The following is a 17,887-nucleotide window of genomic DNA, read 5'->3' on the forward strand; positions in this document are numbered from 1 at the left end:
CGTACTCGACCATATGCCGTTTCTGCTGTTCGCCACCATCTGCCTTGTCCTGATGCTGGGATATCCGGTGGCGTTGTCGCTGGCCGGCACCGCGCTGGCCTTCGCCGGCCTCGGGCTGGCGCTCGAGACCATGGGGATCGCCGTGGCGTTCGATGCAGGCTTCATGTCGGCCATGCCCAACCGTCTCTACGGCATCATGACCAACCAGACGCTGCTGGCGGTACCACTGTTCGTGCTGATGGGGGTTCTGCTGGAAAAGTCGCGGGTCGCCGAGACCCTGCTCGATGCCATGGCCCTGCTGTTCGGCTCGCTGCGCGGCGGCCTGGGCATCTCGGTGACCCTGGTCGGCATGCTGCTGGCGGCATCCACCGGCATCGTCGGCGCCACTGTGGTGACCATGGGCCTGCTGTCGTTGCCGACCATGCTCAAGCGTGGCTATTCGCCGGCACTCGCCACCGGCACCATTTGCGCTACCGGCACCCTGGGACAGATCATCCCCCCCTCGATCGCCCTGGTGCTGCTCGGCGACGTCCTGTCCACCGCCTATCAGCAGGCCCAACTGGACATGGGCGTGTGGAGCCCCAAGACCTTGTCGGTGGGCGACCTGTTCATCGGCGCCCTGGTACCCGGCCTGGTCCTGGTGGTGGCCTATATCGTGTTCATCGCGCTCACCGCCTGGGCCAAGCCGGCACTGGCGCCGCCCGCCGATCGCCAACAGCTGATGCAGGACATGAACCACCAGGGCAGCCTGTGGCCGCTGCTGCTCAAGAGTCTGCTACCGCCACTGATCCTGATCGTCGCGGTACTGGGGTCGATCCTCGGCGGCTTCGCCACTCCCACGGAGGCCGCCGCGGTCGGCGCCTTCGGCGCCCTGGTACTGGCGCTGGCCAAGCGGACTCTCGATGGCCCCACGCTCAAGGCCGTGGTACAGACCACCACCCATGTCACCAGCATGGTGTTCCTGATCCTGATCGGCGCGACGCTGTTTTCGCTGGTCTTCCGCGCCTACGGCGGCGAGGAATTGGTCACCGAACTGTTCGAAGGCATGCCCGGCGGCGTGGTCGGCGCGACCCTGGTGGTGATGCTGGTGATCTTCCTGCTCGGTTTCATCCTCGATTTCATCGAGATCACCTTCGTGGTGGTGCCGATCGTCGGTCCGGTGCTGTTGGCCATGGGCATCGACCCGATCTGGCTGGGCATCATGATCGCCGTCAACCTGCAGACCTCCTTTCTCACGCCGCCCTTCGGCTTCGCGCTGTTCTACCTGCGTGGCGTGACACCGGACTCGGTATCGACTGCGGCGATCTACAAGGGGGTGATTCCCTTCATCGTGCTGCAGCTCGCCATGCTCGGCGCCCTGTCGTTGTTCCCGGGGCTCGCCACCTGGCTGCCGTCGGTGCTCTGAGCACCATGCCGGCCCTCCGGGGCCGGCTCTTTACCCGGTCGTGATGAACTCCGCCAGTCTCACCCACTCGATCATCGGTGCAGGGTATATCCCCAACACCAGCACCAGCAGCGCCAGGCCGAGGACCACCACCCCGCCGGCACGTACGCCCCAGTCGTGCGGCGCATCATGGCGGCGCATGCCCGGTTCGACCAGATACAGGGTGACCATCACCCGCAGGTAATAGTAGAGCCCGATGGCGCTGCCCAGGACGACGCCGCCCACCAGCCACCAGCGTTCGGCTTCGACGCCCAGCGCGATGATGTAGAACTTGCCGATGAAACCGGCGGTGAAGGGGATACCGGCCAGTGACAGCAGGGTCACGGTGAGCACCGCGGTGAGATAGGGTCGCCGCCAGAACAGGCCGCGGTAATGGTGTAGCGCCGCGGCCTCCTCGCCGCCGCGGTGAGGGCTGGACAACAGGGTGACCACGCCGAAGGCCCCCAGCGTGGTCACCACATAGGTGACCAGGTAAACCCCGCCGCTCTCCGTGGCCAGTCCTTCGCCGACCACCAGCGCAACCAGCAGGTAGCCGAAGTGGGCGATCGACGAATAGCCGAGCAGACGCTTGAGATTCGACTGGGCCAGGGCCAGCAGGTTGCCCACCAGCATGCTGATCAGGGCCAGCGCCGTCAGCACACCACTCACCGTGTGGAAAGCCGGCACCTCCAGCACCACGCGCAGCAGCACGACGAATACCGCCACCTTGCTGGCCGAGGCCAGGAAGGTGGCGGCAGGCCCCGGTCCGCCCTCGTAGACATCCGGCGTCCACAGGTGGAACGGTACGAGGGACAGCTTGAAGCCCAGGCCGACCAGCAGCAGCCCGGCCCCGGCCAGACCCCAGGCGCCAGGGCGGGTGGTGAGCACCGACGCCAGCCCGGCCAGATCCAGCCGTCCACTCTGGGCATAGAGCAGGGCCATGCCGAACAGTAGAAAGGCGGTGGCCGCCGCCGACAGCACCAGGTACTTGATCCCGGCCTCCAGCGACTGGCGCTCATGGAAGGCATAGGCGAGCATGCCGTAGAGCGGCATCGACAATAGCTCCAGGCCGAAGAACAGGGTCGCCAGATGACGGCTGGCCACCAGTACCATGCCGCCCGCCGCCGCGCACAGCAGCAGCAGATAGAACTCCTCGCGGGGGCCGTCATGCCCCTCCAGATAGGCATGCGCCAGGGTGACACAGGCCAGCGCGGAGACCAGGATCAGCACCCCCGCGAACAGGGCCAGGCCATCGATGACCAGCAGCGGCATGGCGAGTGGTGCCATCGGCCAGACCAGCAGCAGCGATATCAGCGCCAGATTGAGACCGGCGGCGGCGGTCAGCGCCGTCCCCGTATGGTGACGCCGCCAGGCGATGCCCAGCATCACCACCAGCGCCGTGGCGCAGACCAGGATGACCGGCATCAGGGCCACCAAGTGGGTCGCGGTCAGCATCAGCGCCCCTCCGCCCCAGCAAGGGTCGACGGCCAACCGGCCGCCGGCTCGAAGGCACCGAACCGGTGCCCTACCTCACCGATGGCGGCACCGCTGGTCTCCAGTAGTGGCTGGGGATAGAGCCCGAACCACAGCACCAGCGCCAGCAAGCCGAGCATCATGATGGCCTCACGCCGGTCGAGGGGGGCGAAACGCCCTTCCCCCTGGGCGGGACCGAAGTACACCCGTTGCATCAGCAGCAGAGAATAGATGGCCGCCAGTACCAGGCCGCCACTGGCGATCACCACCACCCAGGGCACCACCGCGAAGCTACCGAACAGGATCATGAATTCGCCGACGAAGTTGGCCGTTCCCGGCATGCCCAGCGAGGCGATGGCGAAGCACAGCGTGAAACCGGGCAAGCCGGGAAGCCGACCCCACAACCCCCCCATCTCGCGCATATCACGGGTATGCAGGCGCTCGTAGAGTTGGCCGCTGAGGATGAACAGACCCGAGGTGGAGAAGGCATGGGCGACCATCAGCATGACCACACCTTGCAGCGCCAGCTCGGTGCCTGCATAGATGCCGATCAGCACGAAGCCCATGTGCGAAATGCTGGTATAGGCGATCAGTCGCTTGATGTCCTGCTGGCCGCAGGCCAGCAACGCGCCATAGAAAATGCCGATCACTCCCAACCCCATGGCCACCGGCGCGAAGGCCTGCGAGGCCTCGGGAAACAACGGCAGGGCAAAGCGCAGCAGGCCGTAGGCGCCGGTCTTGAGCAGGATCCCGGCCAGATCCACGCTGCCGGCGGTGGGTGCCTGGCCATGGGCATCGGGCAGCCAGCCGTGCAGCGGTACCACCGGCAATTTGACCGCGAAGGCGACGAAGAAGCCGAGCATCAGCCACATCGCCATATCGTCGGAGAGCGGCGTTTCGCGCAGCACCTCGTAGCTGAACGAATATTCGCCGGTAGTGGCTTGATGGGCGAAGACCAAGCCGAGGATCGCCACCAGCATCACCAGGCCACTGGCCTGGGTGTAGATGAAGAACTTGGTCGCTGCCCTGATGCGCGTCCTGCCTGCCGAACCGCTATGACCCCATAGCGCGATCAGGAAGTACATCGGCACCAGCATCATTTCCCAGAACAGGAAGAACAGGAACAGGTCGATGGCCAGGAAGACCCCGACCACGCCCACCAGGATCCACAGCAGGTTGAGATGGAAGAAGCCCACCCGGCGCACGATCTCGTGCCACGAGCACAGCACTGCCAGTACCCCGAGCAGACCGGTCAGCGCGATCAGTATCAGTGACAGTCCGTCCAGTGCCAGATGCACCTCGATGCCGAAGCGCGGAATCCACTCGCCCCGCCACTCCATCGCCCAGCGCGAGGCTTCCCCGCCGGCGCCGGGGGGCAGTCGATAGTCGCCATGCCACCACAGCCCCAGGGTGATCAGCAGTACCAGCACCATGGTACCCAGGGCGATCCAGCGCGGCACCGATTCCCCCCAGCGTTCCGCCTGCCAGCACAGCAGGCCCCCGAAGAAAGGGATCAGGATCAACCAGATCAGTATCATGGACAGCACCTTTCCTGTCGTGGGCATCTCGTCATCGCGAACTCCTCTCTCCTTCCTGGTTCGAGTCGAAGGCGAACCTCATGGCCCCAGGGACAGCATCAGCAGTACCAGGGTCGCGCCGACCACCATCGTGGTGGCATAGAGGCGCAGCTTGCCGCTCTGGGTGCGGGCCAGTCCCAGATGCAGCCACCACGCCGCCCGAGCGGCAAGGTTGCACAGCGCGTCGAGGAAGTCGTCACGCAGGCGTCGCACGCCGCCACGGAACGGGCGTGCCAGCAATCGATCGTAAAGGGCATCGAAGCCCCAGGCGTGGTGCCAGAGCCACCATAACCGGGCTCCCCAACCCTGTGAGACCTGCTGTGCCAGCCACTCACGCCGATAAAGGAATAGCCAGGCGCCAAGCGCCAAGCCGGCCAGGGCAGTGGCGGAGGCCACGATCTCCAGCACCGTGTGCCCGGCATGCTGACCGGCGCCGGGGCTCGCCGGCAACACGTCGTCCAACGGGGGCCGCCACCAGCCACCGAGGAAGGTCGACAGCAGCGCCAGCACGATCAGCGGCAGGCCGTGAGCCAGTCCGCGCCCCGCTTCGGGATGGCGGGCGTTATCGCTGCCCGGGGCGCCATGAAAGGTGGCGACGATCAGGCGCAGGATATACAGCGAGGTCAGCAGGGCACCGAGCAATCCGGCCAGCAGCAGCCCGCCGCGATCGGCCGCCAGCGCCTGCCACAGGATTTCGTCCTTGCTGTAGAAACCGGCGGTGACCAGCGGCAGCGCCGCCAGCGCCGCCCCACCGACGACGAAGCCGGCATAGGCCAGCGGCAAGCGTCGCCACAACCCGCCCAGCCGACGCATGTCCTGCTCGTGATGACAGCTGACGATCACCGCGCCGGCGGACAGGAACAGCAGCGCCTTGAAGAAGGCATGGGTCATCAGGTGGAAGATCGCCGCTTCGAAGGCCCCCGCTCCCAGCGCCAGGAACATGTAGCCGATCTGGCTCATGGTCGAATAGGCCAGCACACGCTTGATGTCGGTCTGGGCCAGCGCGGCGAAACCGGCCATCAGTAGCGTCAGTGCACCGATGATGCCGGTCAGGAAGAGCACATCCGGGGCGAGCAGGAAGACGCCGTGCATCCGCGCGATCAGATAGACCCCGGCGGTGACCATGGTCGCGGCATGGATCAGCGCCGACACCGGCGTCGGGCCGGCCATGGCGTCGGCCAGCCAGGTATGCAGCGGTAACTGCGCCGACTTGCCCAACGCCCCGCCCAACAGCAGCAGTGCGGCCAACTCGACCGTGATCTCGCCACGGGCCCAGACCTCGGGGGCACGCTCGAGGACCTCGGCAATGTTCAGCGTGCCCAGTTCGTGGAACAGCAGAAACAGGCCGATAGCCATGAAGGTATCGCCGAGGCGCGTGACGAGGAACGCCTTGTACGCCGCCCAACCGTTGGCGGCGACATGATAGTAGTGGCCGATCAGCAGGTAACTGCACAGCCCCACGCCTTCCCAACCCAGGAACAGCAGCAACAGGTTATCGCCCAGCACCAGCAGGACCATGCTGGCCACGAACAGGTTCATGTAGGCATAAAAACGGGTGATACCCTCGTCGCCACGCATGTACCAGGCAGCGAACAGGTGGATCAGGAAACCCACGCCGGTGATGATGCCGAGCATGGTCAGCGACAGGCCATCGAGTAGCAGGCCGATGGTCGGACGGAAATCGCCGACGGCGATCCAGGTCCACAGCGTGACGCCGCTCGCTTCGGGTGCTGCGAGGAAGCGCCAGGCGATCGGCAGCGTGACCAGGGCCGCCAGGCCGACACTGGCCACGCCGATCCAGGCGCTGACGCGCTCGCTCAGGCGCCCGAACGACAAGGCCAACGCCAGGCTGCCCGCCAGCGGCAGCAGGAAGGTCAACGGCAGTAGCCAGGTCATCGGCAGTCCCATCATCCGCGCATCCTGCTGGCGGCGTCGAGATCGAGCGTCCGGAAGCGACGATGGAGCTGAATCAACAGCGCCAGCCCCACGCTGGCCTCGGCGGCGGCCAGGGTGATCACCAGCAGGAACATCACCTGGCCCTCGGCTTGCCCCCAGGCCGTCCCGGCGACGATGAACGCCAGCCCCGCCGCGTTAAGCATGACCTCCAGGCTCATCAGCACGAACACCATGTTGCGGCGAACCATCAACCCCGCCAGGCCCAGCGTGAACAGGATGGTGGCCAGCGCCAGCCCATGCTCCATCGGCACGCCACTCATGAGCCATCCCTCCTGGCACGCGCCGCCTGATTCGTTGTCGGTGTCGATCGCCCCACGTGCGAGGCGGTGACCAGTGCTGCCAGCAGTAGCATCGCTGCCAGCTCGACGACGACCAGCCAGGGGCCGAACAGTGCCGTACCCACGGCCTTGGCGGTCAGCGTCTCGCCCTCGATGACCAGGCCGAGGTCGCCGCGCCACAGGGTGACGATAAGCACCAGCAGCAGCACCGCGGCGAGGACGGCCGGCCCCAGCCAGATGCGCGGCCCGAGCCAGGCCCGCTCGCGGGCGGTCGTTCCTTCGCTCAGATTGAGCATCATCACCACGAACACGAACAGCACCATGATCGCTCCGGCGTAGATAATGATCTCCAGTGCCCCGGCGAATGGCGCACCGAGCGCGAAGAACACCATGGCCACGGCGATCAGCGAGACGATCAGGTACAGCAGCGCGTGTACCGGATGGGGATTGACGATGACTCCAAGGGTCGCCAGCACGGCGACCAGGCCACTCAGGTAGAATGCAATTTCCATGTCCCTGTCCTCTAACGACTCACCGGCCACCTATGGCAGCAGCGTCTTGACATCGATCGGCGCCTTTTCGTCCTTCGCCTGGCCCTTGTCCTTGCCGGCGATCGCCAACCCGGCCACCGCGTAGAAGCGGTACTCGTGATCCTTGCCGGGGCCATCGATCAGCAGGTCCTGCTTTTCGTAGACCATTTCCTGGCGACGGTACTCGCTCATCTCGAAATCGGGCGTAAGCTGGATCGCCGAGGTCGGGCAGGCTTCCTCGCACATGCCGCAGTAGATGCAGCGCGAGAAGTTGATGCGGAAGAATTCCGGGTACCAGCGGCCGTCCTCCGCTTCGCCCTTTCCCAGCGCGATACAGTCCACCGGGCAGGCCACCGCACACAGGTTGCAGGCCACGCAGCGCTCCACACCGTCGGGATCGCGGGTCAGCACGATGCGGCCACGATAGCGCGGCGGCAGGTAGACCGCCTCGTCGGGGTAGTTGACCGTCTCGCGCTTGTGCCAGGCATGCCGGAACACCATGCCCAGTGTGCGCAGTTGAGACCAGGTACCGGAGAGCAGCGACTTGAACATCCTTGCCTCCTCGTCAGTTGCCCGACGGCGCAATCAGCAGAATCGCTGCGCCGGTCAGGAGCAGGTTGATCAGGGTCAGCGGCAGGCAGACCTTCCAGCCGAAGTGCATCACGCGGTCGTAGCGCGGTCGCGGCAGCGCGGCGCGCAGCAGCACGAACAGCACCGCGAAGGCACCGGTCTTGAGCGCGAACCACAGGAAGGGGGGAAGCCAGGGGCCGAGCCAGCCACCGAAGAACAGCGTCACGATCAGCGCCGAGACCAGCAGGATGCCGATGTATTCACCAATGAAGAACATGCCGAACTTCATGCTCGAGTACTCGATATGGTAGCCGTCGGCCAGCTCCTGTTCGGCCTCGGGCTGATCGAGAGGAGCGCGATGGGTCACCGCGACAGCGGCGACCAGAAAGGTACAGAAGCCGAAGAACTGCGGCACGATGAACCATATCCCCTGTTGGGCGGCGACGATCTCGCGCATATTGAACGAGCCGGCCATCGCCACCACGCCCATCAGCGCCAGCCCCATGAACACTTCGTAGGAAAGCGTCTGGGCCGAGACACGCATGGCGCCCAGCAGGGCGTACTTGTTGCCGCTCGCCCAGCCGCCGAACAGCACCGCGTAGACGCTGATGCCGGCCATGGCCAGGAAGAACAGTATGCCGATATGCAGGTCCGCCACCCCCCATGACGGCGTGAGCGGCACGATGATGAACGACAGCAGCAACGCGGCCATGGCGATGGCCGGCGCCAGCACGAACACGGGGCGGTCGGCGAACGGCGGAATCCAGTCCTCCTTGAACAGGATCTTGATCATGTCGGCGACCAGTTGCAGCGAGCCGAAGGGCCCGACGCGATTGGGGCCGTAGCGATCCTGCCACAGCCCCAGCAGGCGGCGCTCGACTATCGTCATGACCGCCCCCAGCAGCACCGCGCCGAGCAGGATCGCCAATGCCTGGAGCATCGCCTCGAGAATCGTCACGACCGTCGGCGTCAGCAAGCTCATGGACGATCCTCCCGGTCAGCGGCAGCAGCGGAGAGCTGCGCCCAGTCTCCCGAGGCCAGCGTCGGATCGAGTCCTGCCGGCACGCCGACCACCCCCGAGGGTAACGTCGACTCGACGCCCAGCGGCAGCACCAGCCGGGCGTGCGTCGTTTCCAGCACCAGGGACTCGCCCTCCGCCACGCCGAGCCGCCGGGCATCCTCCTCTGCCAGCACCAGTGTCGGCGCTGCCGCGCGCGCCTCGATCGGTGCGGCCCGCGACGAGGTTTCCTCGCCGCCGAACAAGCGGGCCAGGACCACGACTCGCCACTCGCCGTCGCGCGGCACGAAGCCCGGGGGTATCGCGTCGCTATAGCCAGCGTCGCTCGGCTCGGGTTCCAGCAGCCTGACGCCCGGGTCGCCGGCACGCAGGTGCCCCCCCACCTCGTCGGTGAACTTGTTCCAGGCCTGGGGCGAGTTCCAGCCCGGCGCCCAGGCGAAAGCCACCTCGCGTCGCGGCCGGTCGAAGCCGTAATAGCCTTCCATCGAGAAGGCGAAGGGTGAGTCCGGATCCTGGGGCGGGCGGGGCTCACTGACATCGAGATGGGCGCGCATGGCCGTGCGGCCGCTATAGCGGTGCGGGTCGCGAGCCAGTTTGAGCCCCCTGACCCGATAGTCGGCACCGGGGGCAGCGTCGACGATGCCGGCCAAGCCGGGGTGACAGCGCGCGCAATCGCGGGTCACCATATCGAGCGTGACGTCGCGGGCCTCGTGACGCGCGAGGCAGGTATCCAGTGCATGCAACCAGCGCCAGCTCTCGTGAATCCGTGCTTCGGGGCGATGATAACGCGGCTCATAGACCTGGAAGAAACGCTGGGCCCGACCCTCGAGACTGACCAAAGTGCCGTCGCCTTCGGCGAAGCTCGCCGCCGGCAAGCCCAGGTGGGCACGCTCCCAGGTCGCGGTGCGCTGATGGTCGAGCACCACCACCACCGCCGCGGCGTCCAGCGCCCTATCAACGCGTTCGCGGGGTAACCGCTGATAGAGGTCGTTCTCGAGGACCACCAGGGCATCGGCGGTGCCGTGGGCCAGTTTGTCGAGCGCCCACTCCAAGGGACGACCGCCGAGCATCTCCACGCCGGTGCTGTTGGCTTCACGGCGCACCAGGGTCAGGCCACCCCGGCGCTTCCTGCCGGCCAGTGCCCGGGCGATGTTACCGGCGGCATCGAGGATCGCCGGAGACTCCAGCGACCCACCGCTGACCACCAGTGGACGCTGCGCTGCGAGCAGTGCCTCGGCAATGCGCCCGGCCGCCTCGCGCGTGACATCGTCTAGCCCGTCGACAGCAGGGGCCGTGTCGTCGATGGCATGAGCCACGGCGAAACCCAGGCGGGCGATGTCGTCCGGCGCCAGCCTCAAGCAGCGCTCGGCGATGCCATCCAGGCCGGTGGCGGCGGGGTAGGCGATGAACAAGGGATAGCGTGCATCCTGGGCCAGGGTCATCACCGCATTGGCATGCCAGGCCGGGATGTCCCGTGCCTCGGCCAGAGCCTCGCGCCGGGCCAGCACCGCCTGGCGCAGCGCCAGCCCCAACAGTGCCGCACTCTGGATCGGGTCCTCGCCGAGCACCAGGATGGCGTCATGCGCTTCGACCTCGCGCAGCGTCGGCGTGGCCAGCCCGCTTACCCGATTGAGCCGGGTCATGCGTGCCAGGCAGGCCTGCTCGCGCTCGACGATACCGGTGGAGAAATTGTCTTCACCGACCAGTTCGCGCAACTGGTGGTTGCTTTCCAGGCTAGCGCGCGGCGAACCGATGCCGAGGACCCGCTGTGCGCTGCGCAGGGCATCGGCACCACGATCCAGGGCCGCATCGACCTCCAGAGTAACGCCGGGCTCGCCCACCGCGTGGCGCCACTCGGGTCGGCGCGGTCGGTCGTCGCGGTTGACGTAGCCATAACCGAAGCGCCCGCGGTCGCACAGGAAGAAGCGGTTGATCTCGCCATGGTAGCGATTCTCGATGCGGCGGATGTCGCCGTAGCGCTCGCCGGGGCTGGTGTTGCAGCCCACCGCGCACTGGTGGCAGACGCTCGGCGCGAACTGCATGTCCCATTTGCGGGTATAGCGCTCGCCATGAGGGTGGTCGGTGAACACCCCGGTGGGGCAGACCTCGGTCAGGTTGCCGGCGAACTCGCTTTCCAGCACGCCCTCCCGATGACGACCGAAATAGACGTTGTCGTTGGCGCCGAACGCGCCGAGATCCTCGCCGCCGGCGTAATCGCGATAGAAACGCACGCAGCGGTAGCAGGTGATGCAGCGATTCATCTCGTGGCCGATGAACGGGCCCAGGTACTGGTTGCGATGGGTGCGCTTGTGAAAGCGGTAGCGGCGCCGGGCGTGGCCGGTCATCACCGTCATGTCCTGGAGGTGACAATGCCCACCTTCCTCGCACACCGGACAGTCATGCGGATGGTTGACCATCAACCACTCGATGACGCTGCGCCGGAACTCGCGCGCCTCTTCGTCATCGATCGAGAGTCGGGTATCGTCGGCGGCCGGCACCATGCATGCCATCACCAACCCGCCGTGGGTGTCGTAGGCGCCGTGATACTGCTTGACCGCACATTGGCGGCAGGCACCGACGCTGCCCATGGCCGGGTGCCAGCAAAAGTAGGGCAGATCGAAACCCAGCGACAGACACGCCTGGAGCAGGTTGTCCGTCTCGTCGACCTCATAGGCCTGGCCGTCCACGTGTATCGTCGCCATGGCGTTACCTCGTCCCTTCGTCCGCCCCCCGACTCTCATCGACAGGCACCGGATCCAAGCGTGTGTCCCACCCCGGGGGTGCGATGCCCTCCGCAAACTCCTCACGAAAATACTCGATCGCCGACGTCAGCGGCATCGCCGCCCCGGGCGCATGGGCACAGAAGGTCTTGCCCGGCCCCTGGTCGGCGGCCAGCCGCTCGAGCAGCTCGATATCGCCCGGCTCACCCTCGCCGCGCTCCAGTGCGCCCAGCAATTTCTCTGCCCATGGCAGGCCATCGCGACACGGCGTGCACCAGCCACAGGATTCGCGGGCGAAGAAGGCCTCCAGGTTGCGAACCAGCGAAACCATGCTCTGGTTGTTGGCCACGACGGTAAGCAGGCCCGTGCCCAGGCGACTTCCGGCCTTGGCGATGGTGTCGAAATCCAATGCCAGATCGAGGTGCTCGGGCAACAGAAAGCCGGTGCTGCCACCGCCCGGCAGCCAAGCCTTGAGCTTCAAGCCATCGCGCATGCCACCGGCACGATCCAGCAGTTCTCCACCGCGGGTGCCCATCGGCAGCTCCCATAGCCCGGTACGCTTGACGCGACCCGAGATGCCGTAGAGCTTGGTGCCTCCGTCGTTGCTGCGCTCGCCGGAGAGATCCTGGTACCACTGCGCCCCATGACGCAGTACCGCCGGCACGGCGCATAGCGTCTCGACGTTGTTGACCACGCTGGGCTTGCCCCAGGCACCGGACTGGCCGGGAAACGGCGGCTTGCTACGCGGATTGGCGCGCCGCCCCTCCAGCGAGTTGATCAGGGCGGTCTCCTCGCCGCAGATGTAGCGCCCGGCCCCGGTATGCAGCGCCAGGTCGAAGTCGAAGCCGCTACCGGCGATATCGCGGCCCAGCCAACCCGCGGCACGCGCTTCTTCGAGTGCCCGAGTCAGTACACGCGCCGCCTCGACGTATTCACGGCGCAGGAAGATGTAGCCGAAGCGTGCGTTGTTGGCGTAGCCGCCGAGGATCATGCCCTCGATCAGCAGATGCGGCAGCTGCTCGAGCAGCAGCCGATCCTTGAAGGTACCCGGCTCCATTTCATCGGCATTGCAAAGCACATAGCCACGCGGCAGGTCCTCGCCCTTGAGCGTCAGGCTCCATTTCACGCCTGCCGAGAAGCCACCACCACCACGGCCGCGCACATTGGCCGTTTTCAGGGTCTCGATCACCTCCTCCGGCGACTGGTGACTCAATACCTGGCGCACGGCGGCGTAGCCGTCCTTGGCGACGTACTCGTCGAGGTCGATCACCGCGCCATCGTCGCGCAGCCGCCAGGTCAGCGGGTGCGTCTCGGGTTGGCGCTCGCTCGCCGCCTGGCGAAGCTGAGAGTGATATCGCAGGGCCGAGCGGCTTGCCGTCATGGGTAGCCCTCCAGCAAGGTGACCACATCCTGCGGGGTGACAGGGCCGTAGGTATGGTCATCGATCATCAGTGCCGGCCCCCGGTCGCAGGCGCCCAGGCAGCACACCGGCAGCAGGGTGAAGCGCCCATCCTCGGTGGTCTGACCGAAGCCGACGCCCAGATGGGCGGACAGCGCATCGCGCAACGCCTCGTAATCGCTCAGGAAGCAGGAGCTGCTGTCGCAGACCAGGATCACATGACGCCCCACCGGCTGACGAAAGATCAGACTGTAGAAGGTCGCCACTCCCTCCACCTCGGCGGGAGCGATGCCCAGGGCCTCGGCAACGGCCAGGATCGCGCCGTCCGGTACCCAGCCATGGCGGTGCTGGACGATCTTCAGCGCCTCGATGCATGCCGCCTGCGGCTGCTCGAAGTGGGTGCGTTCCTGCTCGATGGCACGGCGGTCCTCGGGGTCGAGGACGAAGCCGTCACCGTCGGTGGCAATGGTGGTAGCTGCAGGTTCTGTCATCTCAACGGTCCACATCCGCCATGACGAAATCGATGCTGCCCAGGTGGGCGATCAGATCCGGTACGAAGCCACCGCGCATCACTGCGGGAATCTGCTGCAGGTGCGGAAAGCTCGGCGTGCGGATCCGGGTACGATAGCTCGTGGTATTGCCGTCACTGGTCAGGTAGTAGCTGTTGATGCCCTTGGTGGCTTCGATCATCGCGAGCGACTCGTTGGGCGGCACCACCGGCCCCCAGGAGACCTGAAGGAAGTGGGTGATCAGCGTCTCGATATGCTCGAGCATGCGCTCGCGCGGTGGTGGCGTGGTCAGCGGATGATCGGCCTTGTAATCGCCGGCGGGCATGTGATCGACGCACTGCCGGATGATGCGCAGGCTCTGGCGCATCTCCTCGATGCGCACCTGGCCGCGGTCGAAGGCATCGCCATGCCTTCCCACCGGCACCTCGAAGTCGAAGTGCTCATAGCCGGAGTAAGGACGCTTCTTGCGCAGGTCGAAATCGAGACCGGTGGCTCGCAGGCAAGGCCCGGTGACGCCCCAGGCAAGCGCCTCCTGGGTGGTATAGGCGGCGATGTCGCGGGTGCGATCGCGGACGACGGCGTTGTCCATCATCGCCCGCTCGTATTCCCGGAGCCGACTGGGCATCCAGTCGAGGAAGCCCCGCATCAAGCGATCCCACCCATTGGGCAGGTCCTGGGCCACCCCGCCGATACGATACCAGGCCGGGTGCATGCGAAAGCCGGTGATCGCCTCGATCACTTCGTAGGCCTTCTGGCGGTCGGAGAAGGTGTAGAAGACCGGCGTCATCGCGCCCAGATCCTGCAGGTAAGTGCCGAGGAACAGCAGGTGGCTGCTGATACGGAACAGCTCGGCCAGCATCACGCGGATGGTCTCGACCCGCGCCGGCACCTCGATGCCGGCGAGTTTTTCCACCGCCAGCACATAGGGCAGGTTGTTCATCACCCCGCCGGTATAGTCGACGCGATCGGTATAGGGAATGTAGCTGTGCCATGACTGGCGCTCGCCCATCTTCTCGGCGCCGCGGTGGTGGTAGCCGATGTCCGGCACGCAGTCGAGGATCTCCTCACCGTCGAGCTGCAGTACCAGGCGAAAGACGCCATGGACCGACGGATGGTTGGGGCCGAGATTGAGGAACATGAACTCGGCATCGTCGCTCTCGCGGCGCATGCCCCAAGCCTCGGGGTCGAACTGCATCGCCTGCTGCTCTTCCTCCTGGCCTTCCACGGTCAGGGTGTAGGGATCGAATTCGGTGGCACGGGCCGGGTAGTCCTTGCGCAGCGGATGGCCGTTCCAGGTCGGCGGCATCAGGATCCGGGTGAGATGCGGGTGGCCGTGAAAGTCGATGCCGAACATGTCCCACACCTCGCGTTCGTACCAGTTGGCGTTGGGATACACGGCGATGCAGCTGGGCAGCTCAAGGTCGCGCTCGTCGAGCGCGACCTTGAGCATCACGTCGCGATTCCGCACGACCGACAGGAGGTGATAGAAGACCGTGAAGTCGGCCTCGGGCTGACCCCGACGGTGCTGCCGCAGACGCTCGTCGATCGCCGACAAGTCGTAGAGCATCTCGAAGGGCTCGGGCATGTCATGCAGGAATGCCAGTGCCTCGATGAGGATATGACGTGCGACCCATACGACCGGCATCCCGGTCAGGGTGACCTGTTCCTGCACGGCGTGTTCGCCGAAGCGCTGCGAGAGGGCCACGGCAATCGGGTCCTCCGAGGCATCGCGGGACGATCCGGCTGTCGACGTGGCCTGGCTTATCGGTGGCATTCCATCCCCCGCTTGACGATGCAAGACAACACGACATGCGTCCCGGATCTAGATGCCATCAGGTGAGCGCAGTTCGGTGGCGTGGATACGCCGCTCTCTGAGTGTCTCGCGCCGCGACGGCATCTCGGCGTGATAGACGCCCTGATCCCCGACCACCCAGGACAACGGCCGGCGCTCTTCCTGGATCGCGTCCTGCAACAGGAGCAAGCCTTCGAGGAAAGCCTCCGGACGCGGCGGACAACCCGGCACGTAGACATCCACCGGCAGGAACTTGTCGACGCCCTGCACCACCGAGTAGATGTCGTACATGCCGCCGGAATTGGCGCAGGAGCCCATCGAGATCACCCACTTGGGCTCGAGCATCTGGTCGTAGAGCTGCTGGATCACCGGTGCCATCTTGATGAAGCAGGTGCCGGAGATGACCATGACATCGGCCTGTCGCGGCGAGGCGCGGATCACCTCCGAACCGAAGCGGGCGATATCGTGCGGTGAGGTGAATGCCGTGGTCATCTCCACGTAGCAGCACGACAGGCCGAAGTTATAGGGCCACAACGAATTCTTGCGTCCCCAGTTGACCACGCTATTGAGCACGTCCTCGAGCTTGCCGGTAAAGATGTTGCGGTGAAGCTGCTGCCTCATCGGGTCGTCGACGCGCCGCCGCTCCTCGAGGGGATAGCGGGATTCCTTCGTCGCGGCATCGGCCGCCATGGCGTCGTCGGCACGCGTCAGGGTGTAAGGCATGCGACTCCTCCAGTACGGTACATGTCACGTCTCGTTGCGCTAACTCATCAGGTATCGCCAGCGCGGCGCTTGCGCTGGGGCGCCCAATCCAGGGCACCGACACGACTATCGTAGATCAGACCGGCGAGCAGGATGAAGATGAAGACCGCCGCTCCCCAGAAGCCAGTCCAGCCCACTTCACGTACCGCGACAGCCCAGCCGAACAGGAACACGGCCTCGATATCGAAGATCACGAACAACATCGCGACCAGGTAGAACTTGACGGAGAAGCGCTGCCGCGCGCTGCCGGCACCGACCACGCCGGATTCGAACGGCAGCAGCTTGCTGCGCCCCCGGCTCTGTCCACCCAGCAGGCTGGCGACCCCGATCATGAAGACGCACAGTGCGATGACGCCAAGCACGAACAAGCCCATCGCCCAGTACTGTGCTATCAATGCGGTGGCGTTCTGGTGCATGCATTCCTCGTCAACCATCGGCCCAAGCCTGGCGAGGCGTCTCGCCTGGCGTCGTCTGCAGGCTTCCGACAGAGACGACTAATCTTGAGCGTAGGAGATCCGCGGGGATTTGTCAGAAGCGGCGGCATCATGCCTGGCACAGAGGCAGCAGCCAGGCGTTCGCCAGATAGAGCACCACCCCATAGCGCATGCCCTTGGCCAGGGTGATCAGCACGATGGCTCGCCACCAGGGCAGCCGTAATACCCCGGCCAGGACGGTGAGCGGGTCGCCGATCAACGGTACCCAGGACAGCAGCAGGCTCCACTCGCCGAAGCGGCGATACCAGTGTTCGGCCCGCGCCAACCCCTGACGCGAGGCCGGGAACCAGCGTCGATCCTGGAAGTGGCGCGCATAGCGCCCCAGCCCCACGTTGACCAGGCTACCCAGGGTATTGCCGGCGGTCGCCACCAGCCACAGCATCGGCACCGGCTCGCCGAGGCACCATAGTCGGGCCAGCCATACCTCCGAGCCCCCCGGCAGTAGCGTGGCGCTGATCAGCGCCACCACGAGCAGGCTCAACATGGCCGCGGCCCCCTCACCTGCAGTAGGCTAGGGGCATTCCCGAACCACCATGACGTGACAGCGATGACCACCTCCCGATCCATTCCCAATGCCCTGACCATCGCCGGCTCCGACCCCAGCGGCGGCGCCGGCATCCAGGCCGACCTCAAGGCGTTCTCGGCGCTGGGAGCCTATGGTACCAGCGTGATCACCGCCCTGACCGCCCAGAACACCCGTGGCGTGACCGGTGTCCACCCGGTGCCCGCCGAATTCATCGCCGCCCAGCTCGAGACGTTGTTCGACGACGTGGCCATCGATGCCGTCAAGATCGGCATGGTCGCCAGTCGCGAGGTGGCCGAGGTGATCCGCGAGGCCCTGGAGAGGCACCGCCCACGCTGGATCGTGCTCGATCCGGTGATGGTCGCCAAGAGCGGCGATATTCTGGTCGACGATGCCGGGATCCGTGCGGTACGCGATATCCTGGTGCCGCTGGCTGATCTGGTCACCCCCAACCTGCCGGAAGCGGCGGTACTGCTCGACACCACGACGCCCGACAGCCCCGAGGCCATGGAGGCTCTGCTCCCGGCACTGGCCGCGCTGGGCGCCGACCACGTGCTGCTCAAGGGCGGGCATCTGCACGCCGAGCGCTGCCCGGACCTGCTGATCAGCGCCGGGCAGGCTCACTGGCTGGACGGTCCGCGCATCGCCACGCACAACCTGCATGGCACCGGTTGCTCGCTGTCCTCGGCGATCGCCGCCTGCCTGGCACGCCACGACGACCTTCCCGCTGCCGTGGACCAGGCCAAGCGCTGGCTGAATGCGGCCCTGGAAGCCAGTGCCCGGCTCGAGGTGGGACAAGGGCATGGCCCGGTGCATCATTTCCATGCCTGGTGGTAGCCGACCCGCCATAGATCCACCTTGCA

Annotated in this window: 16 protein-coding genes; 2 read left to right on the forward strand and 14 right to left on the reverse strand. The window is 66.0% G+C overall.

From position 1 onward, the window contains the following. Nucleotides 1-13: 13 nt before the first annotated feature. Nucleotides 14-1,405 carry a TRAP transporter large permease gene (locus ACFOEV_RS18725; RefSeq protein ID WP_386776506.1) on the forward strand — a complete coding sequence of 464 codons (1,392 nt, stop codon included), beginning with the start codon at nucleotides 14-16 and terminating at the stop codon, nucleotides 1,403-1,405. Nucleotides 1,406-1,435: 30 nt separating this feature from the next. Here ACFOEV_RS18725 and nuoN read toward each other — a convergent pair whose 3' ends face one another. The 14 genes from nuoN to ACFOEV_RS18795 form a co-directional block, all read right to left on the reverse strand. Then, nucleotides 1,436-2,878: an NADH-quinone oxidoreductase subunit NuoN gene (nuoN, locus tag ACFOEV_RS18730; protein WP_386776416.1), complete on the reverse strand. Its 1,443-nt coding sequence runs from the start codon at nucleotides 2,876-2,878 to the stop codon at nucleotides 1,436-1,438. Further along, a complete protein-coding gene (gene nuoM / locus ACFOEV_RS18735; RefSeq protein ID WP_386776417.1) occupies nucleotides 2,878-4,461 on the reverse strand; it encodes an NADH-quinone oxidoreductase subunit M in 1,584 nt (527 codons plus the stop codon). The genes nuoN and nuoM overlap by 1 nt, the downstream gene beginning before the upstream one ends. A 51-nt stretch (nucleotides 4,462-4,512) precedes the next feature. Beyond that, a complete protein-coding gene (nuoL, locus tag ACFOEV_RS18740; protein ID WP_386776418.1) occupies nucleotides 4,513-6,384 on the reverse strand; it encodes an NADH-quinone oxidoreductase subunit L in 1,872 nt (623 codons plus the stop codon). Then, nucleotides 6,381-6,689, reverse strand: a complete 309-nt coding sequence (gene nuoK, locus ACFOEV_RS18745) for an NADH-quinone oxidoreductase subunit NuoK (RefSeq protein WP_386776419.1) — start codon at nucleotides 6,687-6,689, stop codon at nucleotides 6,381-6,383. The genes nuoL and nuoK overlap by 4 nt, the downstream gene beginning before the upstream one ends. Next, nucleotides 6,686-7,219: an NADH-quinone oxidoreductase subunit J gene (nuoJ, locus tag ACFOEV_RS18750; RefSeq protein WP_386776420.1), complete on the reverse strand. Its 534-nt coding sequence runs from the start codon at nucleotides 7,217-7,219 to the stop codon at nucleotides 6,686-6,688. The genes nuoK and nuoJ overlap by 4 nt, the downstream gene beginning before the upstream one ends. A 30-nt stretch (nucleotides 7,220-7,249) precedes the next feature. Further along, the gene (gene nuoI / locus ACFOEV_RS18755) at nucleotides 7,250-7,789 is read right to left on the reverse strand and encodes an NADH-quinone oxidoreductase subunit NuoI (RefSeq protein WP_386776421.1); all 540 of its coding nucleotides are present in this window, start codon (nucleotides 7,787-7,789) and stop codon (nucleotides 7,250-7,252) included. Between the two features lie 13 nt (nucleotides 7,790-7,802). Beyond that, on the reverse strand, nucleotides 7,803-8,789 hold the full coding sequence (gene nuoH / locus ACFOEV_RS18760) for an NADH-quinone oxidoreductase subunit NuoH (RefSeq protein WP_386776422.1): 987 nt from the start codon (nucleotides 8,787-8,789) through the stop codon (nucleotides 7,803-7,805). Continuing rightward, entirely contained in the window at nucleotides 8,786-11,527 is a 2,742-nt protein-coding gene (gene nuoG, locus ACFOEV_RS18765; RefSeq protein ID WP_386776423.1) for an NADH-quinone oxidoreductase subunit NuoG, read from the reverse strand. Before nuoG ends, nuoH begins: the two co-directional genes overlap by 4 nt. Before the next feature lie 4 nt (nucleotides 11,528-11,531). Beyond that, nucleotides 11,532-12,926, reverse strand: a complete 1,395-nt coding sequence (gene nuoF / locus ACFOEV_RS18770; protein ID WP_386776424.1) for an NADH-quinone oxidoreductase subunit NuoF — start codon at nucleotides 12,924-12,926, stop codon at nucleotides 11,532-11,534. Beyond that, nucleotides 12,923-13,435, reverse strand: a complete 513-nt coding sequence (nuoE, locus tag ACFOEV_RS18775) for an NADH-quinone oxidoreductase subunit NuoE (RefSeq protein WP_386776425.1) — start codon at nucleotides 13,433-13,435, stop codon at nucleotides 12,923-12,925. Before nuoE ends, nuoF begins: the two co-directional genes overlap by 4 nt. A 1-nt stretch (nucleotide 13,436) precedes the next feature. Then, entirely contained in the window at nucleotides 13,437-15,227 is a 1,791-nt protein-coding gene (gene nuoC / locus ACFOEV_RS18780) for an NADH-quinone oxidoreductase subunit C/D (RefSeq protein WP_386776426.1), read from the reverse strand. Nucleotides 15,228-15,275: 48 nt separating this feature from the next. Further along, nucleotides 15,276-15,968 carry a NuoB/complex I 20 kDa subunit family protein gene (locus tag ACFOEV_RS18785; protein ID WP_386776427.1) on the reverse strand — a complete coding sequence of 231 codons (693 nt, stop codon included), beginning with the start codon at nucleotides 15,966-15,968 and terminating at the stop codon, nucleotides 15,276-15,278. Between the two features lie 47 nt (nucleotides 15,969-16,015). Continuing rightward, nucleotides 16,016-16,423: an NADH-quinone oxidoreductase subunit A gene (gene ndhC, locus ACFOEV_RS18790; protein ID WP_386776428.1), complete on the reverse strand. Its 408-nt coding sequence runs from the start codon at nucleotides 16,421-16,423 to the stop codon at nucleotides 16,016-16,018. A 127-nt stretch (nucleotides 16,424-16,550) separates the two neighbouring features. Continuing rightward, nucleotides 16,551-16,985 (reverse strand): YqaA family protein, encoded by a 435-nt coding sequence (locus tag ACFOEV_RS18795; RefSeq protein ID WP_386776429.1) that lies wholly within the window; start codon nucleotides 16,983-16,985, stop codon nucleotides 16,551-16,553. A gap of 63 nt (nucleotides 16,986-17,048) precedes the next feature. Between ACFOEV_RS18795 and thiD the strand changes: the two genes are divergently transcribed. Further along, complete coding sequence (gene thiD / locus ACFOEV_RS18800; protein WP_386776430.1) at nucleotides 17,049-17,861, forward strand: bifunctional hydroxymethylpyrimidine kinase/phosphomethylpyrimidine kinase; 813 nt, start codon at nucleotides 17,049-17,051, stop codon at nucleotides 17,859-17,861. Nucleotides 17,862-17,887 lie beyond the last annotated feature (26 nt).

Source organism: Litchfieldella rifensis, from assembly GCF_042646605.1.
Taxonomy (GTDB): Bacteria; Pseudomonadota; Gammaproteobacteria; order Pseudomonadales; family Halomonadaceae; genus Litchfieldella; species Litchfieldella rifensis.